An 18,112-nucleotide genomic window follows, 5' to 3' on the forward strand; every position below is an offset into this window, starting at 1 on the left:
CTAGAATGAGAGGGCGCAACTCCGATGTGGCGACGCGTAGCGCTCGTGTTAACGGTCAATTTTTATGGCTTTTTTCCAACTTGGCTTTTGCCGCCATATACTCAGGCGTGCGCCCTGCGTCTTCGTATATGGGCTCACCCTCTTCAACTCGAATCACTTTATCGCCAGGCACATAGGGCATCTGCTCTTCTATCTCCAGCAAAGCAGTGTTGATGAGATTGGCTAACAAGTCACTGGCAGGCAGGTCGTAAGTCTCGGCAAGCGCTTCTATCTTGATCAGGTCCGCCTTGTTGAGAACAACCTCTGTACTTATTTGCTCTTTCACATGGGTTGAACGTTGCTCCCAATCATCGAGCATTTTCTTGGTTAAGTTGCTGGTCATCTTGGACTCCAATTTCTTTTAGGGAACCGGGATAAACCGTGCTTACTCAAGCGGTAAAACACACGCTATAAATAGCGTAGCACCGATTAGACAGGTTGTGTCCGTATAGGTCCTGGCTGATAGCGGCGGGTGATTTTACGCATGTCATCGCCGGGGCCAACGAAATTTTTGCTCTGGTGGTGAATGGAGAAATGACTATCTTTACCGCCCTGCTCTACCACATATCTCCAGTGCTGATCGGAAACATTATAGGCGGTACACCCATTGTGGCGGAATATGATCCAGGAACAACGCGAGGCAAATATTTTCAGCTGGATCACCTCTGAAGCGATCGCCATGCGGATTCCGCGAATTCTTCCCGATAATCCCGAGGCGAAGTCTGTACTCGGCCAGCCAGCCAGGCTTTGCAGTAATTTTCCGACGGGCCGACGATCAGAGAGATTACGATCTCGAACGGCTGAACAATGCTGTTACTTTCGTTACCGAAGCCAAGCAACTTTGCTTTGAGTTCCCGGAAGCCTTTCGCATTCCTATCTTTCAGCTCCTCCTGAAATGGCCCTTTGGCGACTGCTGATCGCGCCTGATACAGGAACCTTGCCCATTCGGGATTGGCGACAACCCAGTCGAGATAACTACAGATAACTGAATACACAGCCTCGCGAAGGCTGTTGGTGTTGGCTAACTCCCGGTCCAGATGTTGTCGCTGATCATCCTGAGCTGCAAAAAAGAGTGCGCTTAAAATACCCTCCTTGTTGCCAAAGTGGTGATAGATCGCCCCTACACTCGTTTCGCAGCGGGCTTTGATGGCTTCGATGGTGGTGGCCTCCACCCCAAGCTCAATAAAACAATAGAGCGCCTGTTCCAGGATGTCCCTTTTCAGCGCAGCCCTGCGGCCCGGAAACTTGTTTTCTAAAATATGGAATGGGTTCATCAAATCGATATTAGCCTGTTTGAACTAGCCGTGACCTTCATTCTACCGTTTGACAGCTTCGGCAAAACCAGAATAATCTTCTTTTACCGAATATTGTTCTTTTATTCCACAACTGCCGAATTGTTTTGGCAACAGCGGCTTACTAATTGGGTAAATGATGGAAAAAACCATAATAACCTGTGACGACGGCTATCGGCTCACCGGGCATTTTTTCAGACCAGCAACAGACGTTCCTCCCGGTGCCGTTCTCATCGCCCCTGCCACCGGGTTTCGACATCAAGTCTATTTCAGTTTTGCTACCTGGCTGAGCGAGCAAGGCTTCGCAGTGCTGACGTTTTCCAATAGAGGCATTGGGGATTCTCGCAACGGTATTCCTCTAGCAGAGATCTCTAGCGACCTGGTCGACTGGGGTACGCTGGACCTGCCGGCAGCGCTAGAAAAACTCGTCGCTCTTGCACCAGGCCTGCCGGTAAGCCTTGTTGGCCATAGCGCCGGTGCGCAGTTGATCGGTTTAATGCCCAACTTCGCTCAAATAGACAGCTACGTTCTGATTGCAGCATCGTCAGGCCATTTCGATAACTTGAAACTGAAAACAAAGCTGGCCGCCAAACTACTGTTCCACGGTTGGCAACCGCTCTCCGTTGCAGTCAAAGGTTACTGGCCGACCAAAATCATCGGTTTCGGTGAGGATCTTCCCGCCGGTGTCGCCAGGCAATGGCGACAGTGGTGCCGTTCGCCAGGGTACGTAGAAAATAGTTTTGGAGAGGAAATAAGGCAGCATCACTATGCGGATATAAAAGCCCCCGTGCTGTCGCTAACCGCAACAGATGACCACATTGCCGTGCCTGCAAACGTGGAAGACTTTCTGCGCCTGCTGCCCAACGCCCAGATAAAAAAACATTTTTTGGAACCAGGCAGTTTTGGCCTGAAAGAAATCGGCCACAGCGACCTGCTGCGCAGCCGATGCAAAGCCTGCTGGCCGCATATTCTGGAAGGCTTGGAGTCCAACGGCTGAACCTGATACCTCCACTCTACCACGTCAGCTTTGAATTCCGGGGCATAGCTTTGTTTAGGAATGTCCGCAGTAACGGGGTAGAACCCGTTAGCCAAAACCCTCCAGCACAATCTTGCCAACGGCGGTTCCTGATTCCAGTTCGGCGTGTGCGGCACGTAGATTCTCAGCGTTGATCGCTCCGAGGTGCTTCCCTGCAGTTGTGCGGATGAAGCCTTGATCTACAAGCCGTGAGACCTCATTCAACAAGTCGTGCTGAACCTGCATATCATCCGCCTGGTGCATTGAGCGGGCGAACATGAATTCAATGTGTAATGACAGACTCTTCGGCTTGATCTTCATTACGTCCAGACTTGCAGGATCGTCGATCATGGCAATCTTTCCAAACGGCCTAAGCACCGCCACATAATCATCGAAGTATTGATCTGTGGCGTTAAGACTGGCCACATGGGTCACAGAACCAATTTTGCCGGCAGACACCAGTGTTTCGATCTGGGGCTGCAAGGGTTCACGGTGATTCAAAACAAAATCCGCACCCAATGATTCAACCCAGGCCTTCGATTCCGGGCGAGATGCCGTAGCGAGTACTTTCGCGCCTGTCAGCTGTTTGATCAATTGGACTAGAATTGAACCCACGCCTCCTGCGGCGCCAATCACAAGCACCACATCGTCGCTTGGAGTGATGGACCCAGCCAACTGTCGCTCAAGTTGCAGGTGGTCAAACAGCATTTCCCATGCTGTTATCGTGGTCAGGGGCAACGCCGCAGCATCGGCGTCGGACAGGCTGGCAGGCTTCCGACCAACCAGACGCTCATCGACAACCTGGTATTCAGCGTTGCTGCCCTGACGGGTAACGTCACCGGCATAAAATACGGTGTCACCTTCTTTGAAGAGTGAAGCGCCCTCGCCTATTGCCACTACCTCTCCAACGGCATCCCATCCAAGTACTTTGATCTGGCCTGGTTCGGGCTCTGCCTGCTGGCGTACCTTGAAGTCAACGGGGTTCACGGCGATGGCTTTGACTCTGACCAACAGGTCCCGGCCTTTTGCGACGGGACGTTCCATCTCAACATTTTGCAGCGCATCAGGGTTTTCGATAGGAAGAGATTCCCGATATCCAACAGCTTTCATTATCTGTCTCCGCAATGATTTTCGAGTAGCGCACAGTATGGTCGCCGTTTACATTCGGGTAAACGGGAAAAACACAGCGGGAACGCCGAGGAAGAAGCCGCCGGGCTTACCGGTGTGGTTCCGTATCTTCTACAGGACGAACTCGTGAAAGCGGAACCGATGAACAGCGTGTCGCATCAGTTAGGATGATGATTGATATGTCTCGTGCGAATTAGTCCGCCCGGCCAACGGGCGAATATACTGTCAGCTCTTGTACACAAAATTTCCCGAGGATGCTATGAACACACTTTTTACTCCCCTGAAAATGGGCGCCCGTGAATTGGCCAATCGGGTCTTCATGGCCCCCCTCACCCGCGTCCGTGCCGACGCTGATCACGTTCCCACGGATATGATGGTTGAGTATTACGCCCAGCGTGCCTCTGCCGGCCTGATCATCACTGAAGCGACCATGGCTATTGAAGGCAATTCGGCCTTCTGGCGCGAGCCCGGTATCTATTCCGAGGCGCAAGTTGAAGGCTGGAAGAAAGTCACTGATGCGGTACACGCCAAAGGTGGCAAGATTTATCTGCAAATCTTTCACGGTGGCCGCGCCTGCCACCCGGTGTTAAACAACGGCAAGGATCCGGTAGCGCCCAGCGCCATTGCCATCACCAGCGATGAAGTGCACACACCGGAAGGTAAGAAGTCCTACACGGTTCCCCGCGCACTGGCCGACAGCGAAATCCCGGCCATCATCGACGGTTTCCGCACCGCCGCCGAGAATGCCAAGCGCGCCGGCTTTGACGGTGTTGAGGTTCATGGCGCCAACGGCTATCTGCTGGACCAGTTCCTGCGTGATAGCTCCAACCATCGAGAAGGCCCCTACGGTGGCCCGATCGAAAATCGCACCCGACTTCTGCTGGAGGTGATTGAAGCCGTATCCGGAGTGTTCGGTTCCGAGAACGTCGGTGTTCGACTGAGCCCCCTCAACAGCTTCCAGAGCATGAAGGACAGTGATCCGGTCGGTCTGGTTACCTGGCTCGCCAAGCGCCTGAACGACTACGGCCTGGCCTTTGTTCATTTGATGCGCGGCGACTTTTTCGGGGAACAGCAAGCGGACGTCATTACTCCGGTCCGCGAACACTTCAAGGGCAAGTTGATCCTCAACATGGGCTACACCGGTGAAGAAGCAGAACAAGCCATCGAATCCGGACTGGCCGACGCTGTCGCCTTTGGCGTGCCCTTCATTGCCAACCCGGACCTCCCGGAGCGCCTGAAGCTTGGCGCCGAGCTCAACGAAGCAGATCCGGCGACTTTTTACTCCCAGGGTGCGGAAGGGTATATTGACTACCCTTACCTTGAAAGAGTTAGCTGAAGCATAATGTCGAGAGGGGGGGCTGTTAGCCCCCTTTTTCGTTGCGCAGAACACATGACCTTTGAAAGCGCGATCTCCTTTCTTGTTTCTTCCAGTCTGAGGCCCTAGTGTCCCATCTGTGGCGGCGACTTCTCTGGCCGGTTAGACCGCTTTCAGGTGCCGCCCGCAGGGCGAGGTGGTCATGATTTCGTGCCAGCGATCCCGCAGCAGGCGCTCGAGGTGGTCCCGAATCCAGACAATGCCGGGATCCCGGTCATGGCGGGCGTGCCAGACCAGGTACATGCTGGTGGGATCAACCTCAAAGGGCAGCTCTCCCATCCAGAGCCCGTTCACAAAACCGCAGTCCTGACTGATGAGTTCCGGCACCGCCGCAATCAGGTTTGTCTCCCGAAGCACCTGCGGCACAATGGAGAAATGGTTGACGGTGGCGGCAATCCGGCGGCTTTGTCCCTTCTGGTCCAGGTAGCTGTCCACGAAACCATGGGCGTCGCCCGACATGGACACCAGCAAATGCCGGGCCTCCAGGAATTCCTCCATGGTGATCGGCTTACCCGCCAGCGGATGTCCTTCGCGCATCGCCAGCACGTAGCCACCCTCAAACAACCAGGTGCTCCGCAGGCTGTGGTCGTGCTGGTTCAGAACGCCAACCGCCAGGTCCACGTGGGCTTCGCGCAGATCGTCGTAGGTGCCATCGGGCGTGTACGGGACCGCGTGCAGGTCGACACCGGGCGCCTCCCGCTCCAGCAATTCGATTAACTGGCGCCAGACCATCTCAACGATCACGTCGTTAGCGGCGATGCGAAACTTCCGTTTGGAATTGGCGGGGTCGAACTGAGTGGCTGAAACCGCGTTGGTTAGCGCGTACATGGGCCCGCCTACCTGGTCCCACAGGCTCAAGGCATAAGACGTTGGCTCGATGTTACGACCTTTGCGGACAAACAGCGGGTCGCTCCAGATCTGGCGCATCCGGGAAATTGCGTTGGATACCGCCGGCTGGGTCATGGCCAGACGCTCGGCGGCTCGGGTCACCGAGCGCTCGGTCATGATGGCGTCGAAAATATAGAGGAGTTGCAGCTCCTGGGTTTTCATCGTGGGGTACCTGAATGATGGCAGTGGGCCCGGATAAGTCTGACCAGCATTGGCGGGCAGTGCAACCGGCACACAAAACACCCTCCCATAGCAGGAGGGTGTTGATTCGAGCCGGAGTTACAGGTTGCCTTTGACGAAGGCCCGCAACTGGCCCAAGGTGCCGGCACCGGTCTGCCGGGCCACCACGCCGCCCTCGCGGAACAGCGCCAGGGTCGGAATGCTGCGGATTCCCATGCGAGCCGCCGTTTCCGGGCTGTCATCCACGTTGACCTTGGCCACTACCAGGTCATCGCCCAGTTCATCGGCGATTTCTTCAAGCATGGGGCCAACGGTCTTGCAGGGGCCGCACCAGGGTGCCCAGAAATCGACCAGGACCGGCTTGTCGTTACGACCAACGGCCGCATCAAAATTGCTGTCGTTTACTTCAACGATGTTGCTCATATCTTTTCTCCGTTTCCAGTAATGCCTGAGTCTAACCATGCGCCCTGCTCTTGCTGAAAACCAATTGTTCAGCGGTATACATGGTATTTCCCAGGGTGATGTACACCGTTTGTCAGTGACTGCCAAAGCGCTTGCTCAGCACCAGTCCGCCCCAGACCAGGGTGCGATCACCGGTACCGCTCTTGATTTCGGAGCTCTGCACACGCAACACGTAGCTCAGCTCCATGTTGTCCCAGAGCGTGTAGGTGTAACCGGCCCAGACTTCCGCTAGCAGCGCATTTAGATCATTGGCACTGAATCAATAGACAGTGCAATGGCGGAAGCGGACTCACCAGCCAGGCTGACAGACGACGCCACAGCAAAACCGAGTGCAAGAGCGAGTGAAAGGGAACGCATGGCCAACTCCAGTGCTTCAATTGTGTGAATCAAGTTGGCGGCTATTTTTCGGATGACGGGCGCGGCAGACTAATCAAGAGATGGCATCCTCAACATCACAGATAGTGATGCATAGGTGCTTATACCGCCTTTTTCAGGCTAATTCCCTGAGTCTCCCTTCTAAGAATAATTATAGAAACCACACCTTAACTAATGATCTATAAATATTTTTTATTTTTAATCTCGGAGTCCTAAAACGTTCTGGTGAACGTTTCGGCAGCAAAAAACGCTTTATTATAATTTGAGATGATATGTTCCATATTGTTTCGGAATTATTCAGATCGTCTCCCCAGCCCCATACTTCTCCCCATCAACTGCCGACCACCCAGGCAGTTCCGATGAAAGCGTTGACTCATTCAAACTCAGGAGAAGATGTTATGCGTAAAGTTGCACTGGTAACCCTCGCCTCACTCATCGCGGTAGCGGCTATTCCTGCCCACGCGACTCTGGCAGATCGCAAATCCGATGAACCGGGCGTCGAAGCCCCTCAGCCGGCCCCCTATAGCGGACAGGTTGTTATCCGCGGCGAAGTGAAGTCCAAAAGCCACGGTTAAGCGTTAGAAGTTTCATTTGCGTCTTGGCACCAGGGACGGTGCGTTTTTGGTTTCGAAGCAACGCGTAAGCCTCCCGAGCGATCTCCTTATATCGGTTACTCCGAAGCTCACTTTCGGTTGCCGCAGCCAAAAAATGTAATCTCGTCGTTGTTCGCCAGGTATACGGGGCAAACGTCATCGCGGTACCTGTGAGCAGCTTGCACTTCGCTGATCAGAATTTTCGTGGGGTGCGCACTCCGTTTTCATGCAACAAACGCGCGGCTGGCGGACCCGACAGCGCAACAAAACCCGGCGAAACACACGCCAGGCACCGCCAAACAGTTCGGCAAAAAATCTGGCACGTAGTCGGGCATTGTCACGTTCGATTTCACGGATTTTCGGATCCGGGTTATGGAAGGCCATTGCATCTTCTCCCTACTCTCTGAAAGCTTAGCAAAATCGAGGCAATGGTGGCGACAGCCACTACAGCGACTGATGCAAAAGGTCGAGCTGGGAATCGCCCACCAGTGTTCGTTCGCGCTCAAAGATCAGCCAGGTTCGGACTCGGCTCTCTATCTGATTTCTGTTGCGACAAATCCAGGTATAGCGGCCGGCAGGATCAGAGACACATTCCATCTGTGCGCCGTGTTTGCGGGCAATCGCCATGTGTCGCTTAAATGTCCGGTCAGGCATGTTGGAATAGCGCTTTCGGATCTCATCTGAAGTCAGATCAGCGTTATCCAGCACAGTGGTAATGAGCTCAAGGGTGGTCTTGAAATCGCGGTACATAGACTCTCTGGGTGCGTCATGCCAACAAGTGGCACGAGCTTCCGACGGTGCCAGTTTCTGGCGTAGCCTGGGCACGCCGGAGCGGGCGCCAATTATAGCGATGCCAGCTGTTGGCACAAGTATTGAGCCAAGCCAAACTCTGGCATAGCCATCGTTCCCATTTGACACTTTCCCATGCTGGCACCAAGCTCCAAGAGCACCACTTAATTGAACTCAAGTCCGGAGCTGACCATGAGCAATCTCGCGCCCGACACTGAAATGGATTGCCCCATCACCGATGAATGTGGCGCCATAGCCCAGCTCCTTCAGCCCAGAAACCGTGACCTCGGGGGCTTTTCGGTAAGGCGGGTTCTGCCGGTAATTGGCCGGAAAATGATCGGACCATGGATCTTTTTTGATCATATGGGGCCGGCCCATTTTGCGGCCGGGGATGGCATTAACGTGCGCCCTCACCCCCATATTGGCATTGCGACCGTCACCTACCTGTTTGAAGGTGAAATCCTGCACCGTGATTCGTTGGGCAGCCTGCAACCGATTCGCCCCGGCGATATTAACCTGATGGTGGCCGGGCGCGGAATTGTCCACTCGGAGCGGGAGCGCCCGGAAATCAAAGCCTCCGACCACACGCTCCACGGATTGCAATTGTGGCTGGCGCTGCCCGAGACATACGAAGAAACAGAACCGGCGTTCTATCATTATCCCGGCGACACCGTGCCATCAGTTTCCGTGGATGGCGTTCAGGTACGGGTAATGATGGGAACCGCTTTCGGTGCCGCGTCGCCGGTCAAGACCTTTGCCGATACCCTATACATTGAGGCATGGCTGAAACCGGGGCAAAAACTGACTCTGCCTGATGCCGAGGAACGAGGATTGTACGTTGCCAAAGGGAAGCTGCGGGCAGGCGGAACGGAGGTGCATGAATATTCCATGGCCGTTTTGGCGGCTCACGAGGGCGTTACGGTTGAGGCGATTGAAGATACCCGGCTCGCCCTTGTTGGCGGCGAACCACTGGGTCGACGGTTTATTGAATGGAATTTTGTGTCCAGCCGTAAGGAGCGTATCGAACAGGCCAAGGATGACTGGCAGAACCGGCGTTTTCCCATCGTGCCTGGCGATGAAGAAGACTATATCCCGTTACCTGGCTAGAACCATCGCCCAACCCGTGAGGCGTACTGGGTGTAGTCGTCACCGAATAACGCCCGCATGTGTCGTTCCTCGGGTTTGATCTGGAAGCGATTCATGTACAGCATGAACAGTGGCAGTAACAGAGCGGCAAATACACTGCCCAGGTACAGACTCCAGGCAATCAGCATCAGCAGAAAGCCGAGGTACATGGGGTTTCTGGTGTAACGGTAAACCCCGTCAACCACCAGACTGGCAGACTGATGGGGTGTACGAGGATCCACGGTGGTGCCTGCCGAGCGAAACGCCAGAACACCTGCCAGGGCAATACCGGCCCCTGCCAGCAACACCGCTGTGCAAAGGATGAGCCTGCCCGGGACGGCAAAGTAGCCAGACGGCAACAGCCTCGAAATAGCCCACATGGCCGCCCCGAAAAGGATAACCAGAACAACGGGTGGAACCTTGAGTTCAAGTGCTTTCACTATTTGTGTTCGTCCCTGAGAACGTTTGGCTACGCTGGTATGTCTGAATGGATGCCCAAGGCTGAGTTTACGGCGTCCCGAATCTCGCGATATCGCTCCGGATTGCTGATCAGTGTATCCAGATTGTCCTCAGGGAACATCTCTTTCAGCTTGGATCTGGCGGATTCTCCGGCAAATACCGCCGGGAACAATTGCTCCAGCGCACGCAGCATCACCTCAGGTGACACCGAGGCGCCAGGCGACGCCCCAAGTATTGTGCCGTAGGTTCTATCCTTCGAAACGATAATCTCTGTGCCCATCTGCAGATCCCCATCCTTGATAATCTGAACCCGCTGGCCCGCCTCAATAGGCTTCCAGTCAAACCTTGAGCTCAGGCCCGGAGCGAATTTCTCCAGCGACTCCAGCATGCTTTTCTCGCCTTTGAAGGTCTCAGAAACCAGGTATTTCACCAGAGCGAAATGCTCTATCGCGACGCTCAGCAACCCGGGGATATCGTGCAGGCGCATGGCCTTCAGATAATCAATGAATCCGCGCCCTTTTTCCAGAACGGGCTTGAATGAGGCAAATGGGCCGAACAGCAAATAATGCTTACCATCAGCCACCCGCAGGTCCAGATGCGGCACGGACATTGGAGGTGCGCCAACCTCCGCCTTGCCGTAGGTTTTTGCGCGATATTGGCGGGCCTGCTCTTCGGTAATTTCCGCCTGCAGAAAACGCCCGCCCACCGGAAAACCGGTGAACCGCCGGGCAAACGGTAAATGACTTTTCTTCAGAATGGGGAACGCACCCCCGCCAGCGCCAACAAACAGTATGTCGGCCCGGTGTTGAACGGCAGCACCCCGGGTTTGCGTTTCTACCAGCCAGCTCCCCGCCGGGTTTCGGTGCACCCGCTTTACATGGACGCCATACTCAATTTTTACGCCCAGCTCCTTCGTCGCGTATTCCGCCATCTGTTCAGTCAGGGCACCAAAATTCACATCGGTTCCCGTTTCCACAACGGTCGCTGCCATTTTTTCGTTCCGGGGCCGGCCGTCCATGGTGTAGGGAATCCAGCTCTTGATCTCGTCAAACTCCTCGGAAAAGCGCATGCGCTCAAAAAAATGGTGAGCGGACATTTCCTTGAAGCGTAGCTTGAGTTCCTCGATGGACGGCTCGGAGACCAGGGTGCAATGGCGGGTCTGGTTGATGAAGCTAGTGGGCTCTTTTATCGCACCTTTTCGAACAAGGTAGGCCCAGAACTGCTTGGCAACGTTGAACTGGGCATGGATTTTCAAGGCTTTCTCCACCGAGATTACCTCGCCATCCACCGGCGTATAGTTAAGCTCGCAGTTGGCCTCGTGGCCCGTGCCGGCATTGTTGAAAGACCAGGAGTTGCCTGCGCCCGGGCTGTCCAGTCGCTCCAGAATGGTGATATCCAGTTCGGGCGCCAGTTCCTTCGCCAGGGTGGCAAAAGTGGTTCCCATTATTCCTGCGCCGATCACGATCACATTCATATGCCTGCCCACCAGAGTCCGTTTAATGAAGCTATTCAATAGAGTACCTGTATTGACGTTAGCATGCTTGCGGCCAACACGGGAAATTCATCGGTGTGGCACAGTTAAATAAAAATCCGCATTCTGGGTCTACCCGACGGATGCAGTTTACGTTAAGGTAAAGGCAAGCCTGGAATGATCCACACCAGATTTCCCCAGGTTGTCTACAATGACATTAACGACACGCCCACAAGGCGTGTTTTGTTTCCTCAGGCCAACACCCCAGGAAGAGGACTATGACAACAACAAAATCGAAAGTTGTGTATTCCCCCTCGTTCACCGATGGTGCGGAATTCAGTATTCCCACGTTCAAGCTCCTTAAGCAGGATGGCAAGCTCTATAAGAGCGCCAAAGCGCCGGATCTTGAAAAAGAGAAAGCCCTTCGCATCTACCGGGCCATGGTCACCACCCGGATTCTCGATGAGCGTATGCTTGCTGCCCAGCGCCAGGGGCGTCTGAGCTTCTACATGCAGTGTACCGGTGAAGAAGCCGCCGTGATCGGCAGCGCCGCCGCGCTGGATGATAACGACATGATCATGGCGCAGTACCGGGAGCAAGGCGCCCTCGCCTACCGCGGTTTTTCCATCGACGAATTCATGAACCAGCTTTTCGGCAATGAGCTTGATTACGGTAAGGGCCGGCAAATGCCCGTGCACTACGGCTCGAAAAAGCTGAATTACATGACCATCTCTTCGCCCCTGGCCACCCAGATTCCCCAGGCCACCGGCTATGCCTATGGCCAGAAGCTGGCGGGAGACGGCCACTGCACCATCACCTATTTTGGCGAAGGCGCCGCGTCCGAGGGTGACTTTCACGCGGCCCTGAACATGGCTGCAGTCCATCGCGTACCCGTCATCTTCCTGTGCCGGAACAACGGTTATGCCATTTCCACCCCCGCAGCCGAACAGTTCGCAGCCGATGGCGTAGCACCCAGAGCCTATGGCTACAAGATGGACGTTATCCGGGTAGACGGTAACGACGTACTGGCCATGTATGAAGCCACCAGAGCCGCCCGGGAGCTGGCCGTCAAACACAATCGACCGGTATTGATCGAGGCCATGAGCTACCGCCTTGCGGCCCACTCCTCCTCCGACGACCCGTCCGGTTATCGCAGCAAAGACGAGGAAGCGGTATGGCGCGAGAAAGACCCGATCCTGCGCATGCGCCTGTGGCTGGAAAGCAAGAAATGGTGGAGTGAGGACGACGAAAAACAGTTCCAGGAAACCATGCGCCGGGAAGTGCTGGAAACCATGAAGCGGGCCCAGAAGCGTCCGCCACCAGCCCTCGAAACTCTGGTTACCGATGTCTACGACGAAGTACCTCCCATGCTGGCCGAGCAGTTTGAGAAACTGAAGGCTCACATACGTCGATATCCGGATGAGTACCCAAAGAGCGCCGAACACGTTAAGGGAGGAGCGTGAGATGACCAAGATGAATATGCTCCAGGCCATCAACAATGCCCTGGATACCGCCATGGCGGCCGATGACAAAGTGTTGTGTTTCGGCGAGGACGTGGGCGTTTTTGGCGGCGTGTTCCGCGCTACCAGTAATCTTCAACAGAAATACGGCAAGTCCCGCTGTTTCAACACACCGCTGGTGGAACAGGGCATCATCGGTTTTGCCAACGGTCTGGCCGCCCAGGGCTCTGTGCCGGTGGCGGAAATCCAGTTTGCCGACTACATCTTCCCGGCCTTCGATCAGATCGTGAACGAATCGGCAAAATACCGCTATCGCTCCGGCAACCTCTTTAACGTCGGTGGCCTGACCATTCGTGCACCCTACGGTGGTGGCATTGCCGGCGGCCTTTATCATTCGCAATCCCCGGAAGCCTATTTCGCACACACCCCGGGCCTCAAAATCGTGGTGCCCCGCAACCCCCATCAGGCCAAGGGCTTGCTGTTGGCTGCCATCCACGACCCCAACCCGGTACTGTTCTTTGAACCCAAGCGCCTGTACCGCGCGTCTGTGGGCGAGGTGCCAGATGAAGATTATCGCCTGCCTCTGGGTGAAGCCGAGATCACCAAGGAAGGCACTGACGTGACCATTCTTGGCTGGGGCGCCCAGATGGACGTGATAGACCAGGCGGTTGAGCGCGCTGAGAAGGAAGGCATTTCCTGCGAGGTGATTGACCTCCGGTCGATCCTGCCCTGGGATGTGGAAACCGTGGCCAATTCCGTGCTCAAAACCGGGCGCCTTGTGATTACCCACGAAGCTCCTCTCACTGGCGGCTTTGCCGGCGAAATTGCAGCGACCATTCAGGAGCGCTGCTTCCTGTACCTGGAATCTCCCATTGCGCGGGTAACCGGGATAGACACCCCCTTCCCGCTGGTGCTTGAGAAGGAGCACTTGCCGAATCACCTGAAGGTCTACGAGGCCATCAGGGAAAGCGTGGAATTCTAGGCGGATATCAGGACAGGAGAACAAGCATGAGTGATTTTATTCTGCCCGATATCGGCGAAGGTATCGTGGAATGTGAACTGGTCAAATGGCTGGTAGCCGAAGGCGACGTCATCGAGGAAGACCAGCCGGTGGCTGAAGTAATGACCGATAAGGCACTGGTTGAAATACCAGCACCCTACAAGGGCCGGGTTACCCGTCTCTATTACCAGGAAGGCGATATCGCGAAGGTGCATGCGCCACTGTTCGAGTTGGTGGATGAGAATGGTGAGGCCGGGGCGCCGGCACCAGCAAGCGCTGAAGAGTCGTCGCAGGTAGACGCTGCCCCGGAAGCTGTAGCCAAAGCGGAACCCGCACAAGGCGGGGACGATAACGCGACTGAAGACTTTATTTTGCCCGACATCGGTGAAGGGATTGTCGAGTGCGAGGTGGTTGAATGGCGCGTCGCCGAGGGCGACGAAATCGAAGAAGATCAGCCGGTGGTGGACGTGATGACCGATAAGGCCATGGTTGAGATCACCGCCCCCAAGGCCGGCCGAATCACCAAGCTCTACCACGAGCAGCAATCCATGGCGCGGGTGCATTCACCGCTGTTTGCCTTCATCCCGCGGGATCGTGAAGAGGCTCCTCAGCCAAAGAGTGAATCCAGGCCGTCGGCGGACGCCGCGCCCACAAAAGCGACACCGGTGGCAACCGGCGCCCGGGCCCGGATTCCAGCAAGCCCGGCGGTCCGTCGGTTGGTGCGCGAGCACGAGCTGAACCTGGGCGACATTGCCGGTTCCGGCAAGGATGGCCGGGTGCTTAAGGCAGATGTTCTGGCGCATTTGGAACAGCCCAAATCAGAGCCCAGCGCCACCGAACGTCAGGTTGACCCCGGCACGGCGCCTCGCCGCCACGCCGAAGGTGATCAGCAAATCCGCGTGGAACCGATCAAAGGCATGAAAGCGGCCATGGCCAAGGCGATGGTTCAGTCGGCAACCACCATCCCTCACTTTATCTACAGTGAGGATATTGATGTAACCGACTTGCTCAGGCTTCGGGAACAGCTGAAGCCGGAGGCTGAAGCCAAAGGCACCCGGCTAACGCTCATGCCATTCTTCATGAAGGCCATGGCCCTGGCTGTTCAGGAATACCCGGTATTGAACAGTCAGTTGAACGAGGACGTGACCGAAATCCACTACCTGCCCCACTGCAACATTGGCATGGCGGTAGATGGCAAAGCTGGCCTGGTGGTGCCCAACGTCAAGCACGTTGAACAGCTCACCCTGCTGGGTATCGCCGAGGAAATCGCCCGGTTGACTGAGGCCGCCCGTTCCGGACGTGTCAGCCAGGATGATCTCAAAGACGGCACCATCACCATTTCCAATATCGGCGCATTGGGCGGCACCTACGCAGCGCCCATCATCAACGCACCGGAAGTGGCGATTGTGGCGCTGGGCCGCACCCAGAAGCTACCGCGTTTCGATGCCAATGGTCAGGTGGTTGAGCGGGCGATCATGACGATCAGCTGGGCCGGCGATCACCGCATTATTGACGGCGGTACCATCGCGCGGTTCTGCAACCTCTGGAAGAGCTACCTGGAGTCGCCCCAGACCATGCTGTTACATATGGGCTGACGGGCAGTGATGGAGCAGGAAAAGCATCTTCAGCAATTCTATATACCGGAAGAGCAGTCGATCTACCTGCTCAGCCACGATGATGCCAAGAAGCTCAAGGACTGGGTGGCGCTTTGCGTTGCCCAGCTCCGGCAACTGGGTTACCGGGACGTTGAACTGATTGGCAAGGGCGCCTATGGCTTTGTGTTTGCCGGCCGGTTTCCCGGCCTGGATACGCCGGGGCCGGAACATGTGTTCAAGTTTACCCGCATCAACCTGCCCCAGCACCTGCAGGATCGTCTGGAAGACGAAGCCTTCATTCTGGAGCAGGTGCATCACCCCAGAGTACCGCGACTAATCGCTTTCCAGCGCGCCAACAACCAACCTATCCTGGTCATGGAACGAGCCGCAGGGCTCAATCTGGAGGAAGTCTCGCTGCAGGAAGGCCGTCTGAAGCCCCGGCTTATTATTCGGATAGCGGACCAGTTGGCGGATATTCTGCGCTGCCTGCGCCGGGAAACCGGGCCCGCCGGCCGTCCGATTGTTCATGGTGACATCAAACCGTCCAACCTGGTGTTTGACGCCCGCACCGAGAACATTGCCTTGATTGACTGGGGGTCCTCGGTGTTCGCCCAGCTGGATGCCAATCAACAGTTCGTCACCGCCAATGTGATGGAACTGATGTCGGATAACCTGCAGCAAACCAATGCCAGACTGGGCGATGTCTATTTTATCGGCGAGGAGCAGCTGAACGGCGGGCTCTCCTCGCCCCGCTTTGATGAACAGGGGGCTGCCGGAACCCTGTATGCCCTCGCCTCTGCCCAATCCTGTCGGTTTGGGCACCGGGCGATTCCAGCTGCGTCTCTGGGGCTTCCCATGGAATTTGCCCGAATGCTTGATGGCATGCTGTCGCCCGACCCGGAGACTCGCCGCAAGGCTGGTGATTACTACTTGCGGGAAATGCCCCGAATGGCCCGCACGGTGATGATTGACCTGCCGGCACGGCCGACCACTCCGCAGGTGCCGGTATGGGTGCGGGCGTCCGGGCAGGAAATTGATACCGTGGTATACAGTTCCCGGAAGTCGTTTTTGCGGGAGGAAGGTGCCCCGGAGACCCTGAGTGATGTGAACGACGTCCAACTCGACCGCTACTACAAAAACTTCATGCAGGGCATGGGGGAAACCGAGAAAGCGTTTCTGGCGGCGGTCAGTCGGCTCGGGCGCTACCCTGTGGAAGGAGGCCTGGCGGTACGCTGGGAAACCGACGGTATCTATATCGATACCTCTCTGAACCTGCATGATCCGACGTTGAAATCGGCCTTTGTCCAGGCCGTCAATAACATGGTATACCTGGCCCAGGCCATCTACCGCAAAGGGATATTCAAAAGCTGCCTGTTCAACGCCCGTAACACCCTGCACATTGATCGTGAAGATCCGGGCAAGCCGTTTCTCGTCTCCCCCGGCATGAATCTGCACTACGAAGTGAGCGCAGCACCGGAAGTGGAAGATGAAAGCCGCGTGCATTCCTATTTTGAGGATGGACCAGACCCGGAAGAATTCCTGGTATTGCCCGAGACGATTATCCGGGCACTGGAACGTCTGAACGACATCCACCACACCGGCATGATCATCTTCGAAGCCCTGCCCCGGCACCTGAAGATCCACAGCCATTACCGGCTGCTGGACCCCGAGCGGGAACCGGAATTCCGGGAGCTGCTGGACGAGATCCTGTCTGCGGTGGAGCAGATCACCGGGCTTGGCGTGTCCGGGTATATGAAAATGCCCTACAAAGACACCCGGTTCTTTCCGCACATCGAGCGGCTGCCCGACCGGTACTACCCTCGAAACCCGCGAGCCGAGAGCGTTAACTGACCGCCCGGAAAAGCTGGCGCCGGGCACGAACCACATCTGCCATAATCGACAGGGCAATCTCGGCCGGTGTCTTGCTGCCGATATCCAGCCCCACCGGCATATGAATACGCTGAATCTCGGCCTCAGTGAGCCCACCACTGCGTCTCAACCGTTCCGCCCGGGCTTTCGACGTGCGCATTGAGCCCATGACGCCGATATAGCCCGCTGGCGTTTTGACCGCGGCCATCATCGCCAGATCATCAATCCTTGGATCGTGCGTGGTGGCCACTACGGCCGTCGAGGGCGTACAGACACCGTCTTTGCCGAGGTATACGGAGGGCAGCTGAGCAATAAACTCGACACCTTCGGGCAAATCGAGTGTGCCTGCAATGTCTTCCCGTGGGTCGCAAAGCACCACCTCATAACCCAGACCCAGAGCAAACCGGGCGCAGGCGTCCGCTACTGTTGAATATCCGGCCAGGATCAATTGTGCGACGGGTGCGACGACAATCTTTATGGTCTCGCTTCCCTGCTCCCAAACGACTCGGCTGCCGTGATCATCGACAGGGTTGAGGCTGGCGCTACCACGAGCCAGGTCTACTTCCCGCTCCAGGGCTTCACCATTTGAAAGCCCATTCAACAGGGTCCGCAGCTGATCGACAAAAGGTGACTCCGGAGATCGCTTTTCCACCAGTACTTCCAATGCACCCCCACAGGGCAGCTTTACGCTTGGATTGCGGTTTTCCTCGCTGGCGCCACCATATCTAATGACAACGGATGACAAGGTATATTCCCCCTGCATCAGTCGATCCAGGAAATCCTCTTCAACACAGCCGCCGGACAATGAGCCCACATGCGCTCCGTCGGCTTTCGCTACCATCATCGCTCCGGGTTCCCGGGGGGAAGAGCCGAACGTGGAGAGCACGGTGCACAGCCAGATCGTGTGCCCCTGCTCCAGCCAGTCAATGGCCTGCTGTATAACGCGATAATCGAGATTCTGCATGCTTGGTCTGCCAAAACTGCCGGGGATGCTCTG

At 56.0% G+C, this 18,112-nt stretch carries 18 protein-coding genes; 8 read left to right on the forward strand and 10 right to left on the reverse strand.

Annotated elements, in window-relative coordinates; all coding sequences use genetic code 11:
- Nucleotides 1–55 precede the first annotated feature (55 nt).
- From ACF8YQ_RS09055 to ACF8YQ_RS09065, 3 genes are all read right to left on the reverse strand, one after another.
- Nucleotides 56–382 carry a hypothetical protein gene (locus ACF8YQ_RS09055; RefSeq protein ID WP_224848268.1) on the reverse strand — a complete coding sequence of 109 codons (327 nt, stop codon included), beginning with the start codon at nt 380–382 and terminating at the stop codon, nt 56–58.
- Nucleotides 383–468: 86 nt separating this feature from the next.
- Entirely contained in the window at nt 469–720 is a 252-nt protein-coding gene (locus tag ACF8YQ_RS09060; protein ID WP_396623261.1) for a hypothetical protein, read from the reverse strand.
- Nucleotides 699–1,313 carry a TetR/AcrR family transcriptional regulator gene (locus ACF8YQ_RS09065; RefSeq protein ID WP_126813103.1) on the reverse strand — a complete coding sequence of 205 codons (615 nt, stop codon included), beginning with the start codon at nt 1,311–1,313 and terminating at the stop codon, nt 699–701. The genes ACF8YQ_RS09060 and ACF8YQ_RS09065 overlap by 22 nt, the downstream gene beginning before the upstream one ends.
- 154 nt (nt 1,314–1,467) lie before the next feature.
- Between ACF8YQ_RS09065 and ACF8YQ_RS09070 the strand changes: the two genes are divergently transcribed.
- On the forward strand, nt 1,468–2,328 hold the full coding sequence (locus ACF8YQ_RS09070) for an alpha/beta fold hydrolase (RefSeq protein ID WP_396623262.1): 861 nt from the start codon (nt 1,468–1,470) through the stop codon (nt 2,326–2,328).
- An 87-nt stretch (nt 2,329–2,415) separates the two neighbouring features.
- On the opposite strand, the gene ACF8YQ_RS09075 is transcribed toward ACF8YQ_RS09070, so the two are convergent.
- Nucleotides 2,416–3,456, reverse strand: a complete 1,041-nt coding sequence (locus ACF8YQ_RS09075) for a zinc-binding alcohol dehydrogenase family protein (protein ID WP_153740089.1) — start codon at nt 3,454–3,456, stop codon at nt 2,416–2,418.
- Between the two features lie 277 nt (nt 3,457–3,733).
- On the opposite strand from ACF8YQ_RS09075, the gene ACF8YQ_RS09080 reads away from it, so the two are divergent.
- Entirely contained in the window at nt 3,734–4,810 is a 1,077-nt protein-coding gene (locus tag ACF8YQ_RS09080) for an alkene reductase (RefSeq protein ID WP_396623263.1), read from the forward strand.
- 141 nt (nt 4,811–4,951) lie between these two features.
- On the opposite strand, the gene ACF8YQ_RS09085 is transcribed toward ACF8YQ_RS09080, so the two are convergent.
- Both ACF8YQ_RS09085 and trxA read right to left on the reverse strand, forming a co-directional pair.
- Nucleotides 4,952–5,899 carry a LysR family transcriptional regulator gene (locus tag ACF8YQ_RS09085; RefSeq protein WP_224848257.1) on the reverse strand — a complete coding sequence of 316 codons (948 nt, stop codon included), beginning with the start codon at nt 5,897–5,899 and terminating at the stop codon, nt 4,952–4,954.
- Nucleotides 5,900–6,016: 117 nt separating this feature from the next.
- The gene (gene trxA, locus ACF8YQ_RS09090) at nt 6,017–6,340 is read right to left on the reverse strand and encodes a thioredoxin (protein ID WP_224848255.1); all 324 of its coding nucleotides are present in this window, start codon (nt 6,338–6,340) and stop codon (nt 6,017–6,019) included.
- An 812-nt stretch (nt 6,341–7,152) separates the two neighbouring features.
- On the opposite strand from trxA, the gene ACF8YQ_RS09095 reads away from it, so the two are divergent.
- Complete coding sequence (locus ACF8YQ_RS09095) at nt 7,153–7,329, forward strand: hypothetical protein (protein ID WP_396621193.1); 177 nt, start codon at nt 7,153–7,155, stop codon at nt 7,327–7,329.
- A gap of 462 nt (nt 7,330–7,791) precedes the next feature.
- On the opposite strand, the gene ACF8YQ_RS09100 is transcribed toward ACF8YQ_RS09095, so the two are convergent.
- Complete coding sequence (locus ACF8YQ_RS09100) at nt 7,792–8,097, reverse strand: hypothetical protein (RefSeq protein ID WP_114435241.1); 306 nt, start codon at nt 8,095–8,097, stop codon at nt 7,792–7,794.
- 231 nt (nt 8,098–8,328) lie between these two features.
- Here ACF8YQ_RS09100 and ACF8YQ_RS09105 point away from each other — a divergent pair, with 231 nt between their 5' ends.
- Nucleotides 8,329–9,243 carry a pirin family protein gene (locus ACF8YQ_RS09105; RefSeq protein ID WP_396621194.1) on the forward strand — a complete coding sequence of 305 codons (915 nt, stop codon included), beginning with the start codon at nt 8,329–8,331 and terminating at the stop codon, nt 9,241–9,243.
- On the opposite strand, the gene ACF8YQ_RS09110 is transcribed toward ACF8YQ_RS09105, so the two are convergent.
- Both ACF8YQ_RS09110 and ACF8YQ_RS09115 read right to left on the reverse strand, forming a co-directional pair.
- Nucleotides 9,240–9,701 carry a methyltransferase family protein gene (locus ACF8YQ_RS09110; protein ID WP_396621195.1) on the reverse strand — a complete coding sequence of 154 codons (462 nt, stop codon included), beginning with the start codon at nt 9,699–9,701 and terminating at the stop codon, nt 9,240–9,242. The two genes, ACF8YQ_RS09105 and ACF8YQ_RS09110, sit on opposite strands and share 4 nt — an antisense overlap.
- 29 nt (nt 9,702–9,730) lie before the next feature.
- Complete coding sequence (locus ACF8YQ_RS09115; RefSeq protein ID WP_396623289.1) at nt 9,731–11,194, reverse strand: malate:quinone oxidoreductase; 1,464 nt, start codon at nt 11,192–11,194, stop codon at nt 9,731–9,733.
- A 275-nt stretch (nt 11,195–11,469) separates the two neighbouring features.
- On the opposite strand from ACF8YQ_RS09115, the gene ACF8YQ_RS09120 reads away from it, so the two are divergent.
- The 4 genes from ACF8YQ_RS09120 to ACF8YQ_RS09135 are packed head-to-tail and all read left to right on the forward strand — an operon-like array spanning nt 11,470 to nt 17,097.
- Nucleotides 11,470–12,654: a thiamine pyrophosphate-dependent dehydrogenase E1 component subunit alpha gene (locus ACF8YQ_RS09120; RefSeq protein WP_396621196.1), complete on the forward strand. Its 1,185-nt coding sequence runs from the start codon at nt 11,470–11,472 to the stop codon at nt 12,652–12,654.
- Nucleotide 12,655: 1 nt separating this feature from the next.
- The gene (locus ACF8YQ_RS09125; RefSeq protein ID WP_279191762.1) at nt 12,656–13,633 is read left to right on the forward strand and encodes an alpha-ketoacid dehydrogenase subunit beta; all 978 of its coding nucleotides are present in this window, start codon (nt 12,656–12,658) and stop codon (nt 13,631–13,633) included.
- Nucleotides 13,634–13,659: 26 nt separating this feature from the next.
- Nucleotides 13,660–15,246 carry a dihydrolipoyllysine-residue acetyltransferase gene (locus ACF8YQ_RS09130; RefSeq protein ID WP_396621197.1) on the forward strand — a complete coding sequence of 529 codons (1,587 nt, stop codon included), beginning with the start codon at nt 13,660–13,662 and terminating at the stop codon, nt 15,244–15,246.
- A 9-nt stretch (nt 15,247–15,255) separates the two neighbouring features.
- Complete coding sequence (locus ACF8YQ_RS09135; protein ID WP_396621198.1) at nt 15,256–17,097, forward strand: protein kinase; 1,842 nt, start codon at nt 15,256–15,258, stop codon at nt 17,095–17,097.
- On the opposite strand, the gene ACF8YQ_RS09140 is transcribed toward ACF8YQ_RS09135, so the two are convergent.
- Nucleotides 17,090–18,079 carry an XdhC family protein gene (locus tag ACF8YQ_RS09140; protein WP_396621199.1) on the reverse strand — a complete coding sequence of 330 codons (990 nt, stop codon included), beginning with the start codon at nt 18,077–18,079 and terminating at the stop codon, nt 17,090–17,092. The two genes, ACF8YQ_RS09135 and ACF8YQ_RS09140, sit on opposite strands and share 8 nt — an antisense overlap.
- Nucleotides 18,080–18,112 lie beyond the last annotated feature (33 nt).

Source organism: Marinobacter sp. W-8 (genome assembly GCF_044342215.1).
Lineage (GTDB): Bacteria > Pseudomonadota > Gammaproteobacteria > Pseudomonadales > Oleiphilaceae > Marinobacter > Marinobacter nauticus.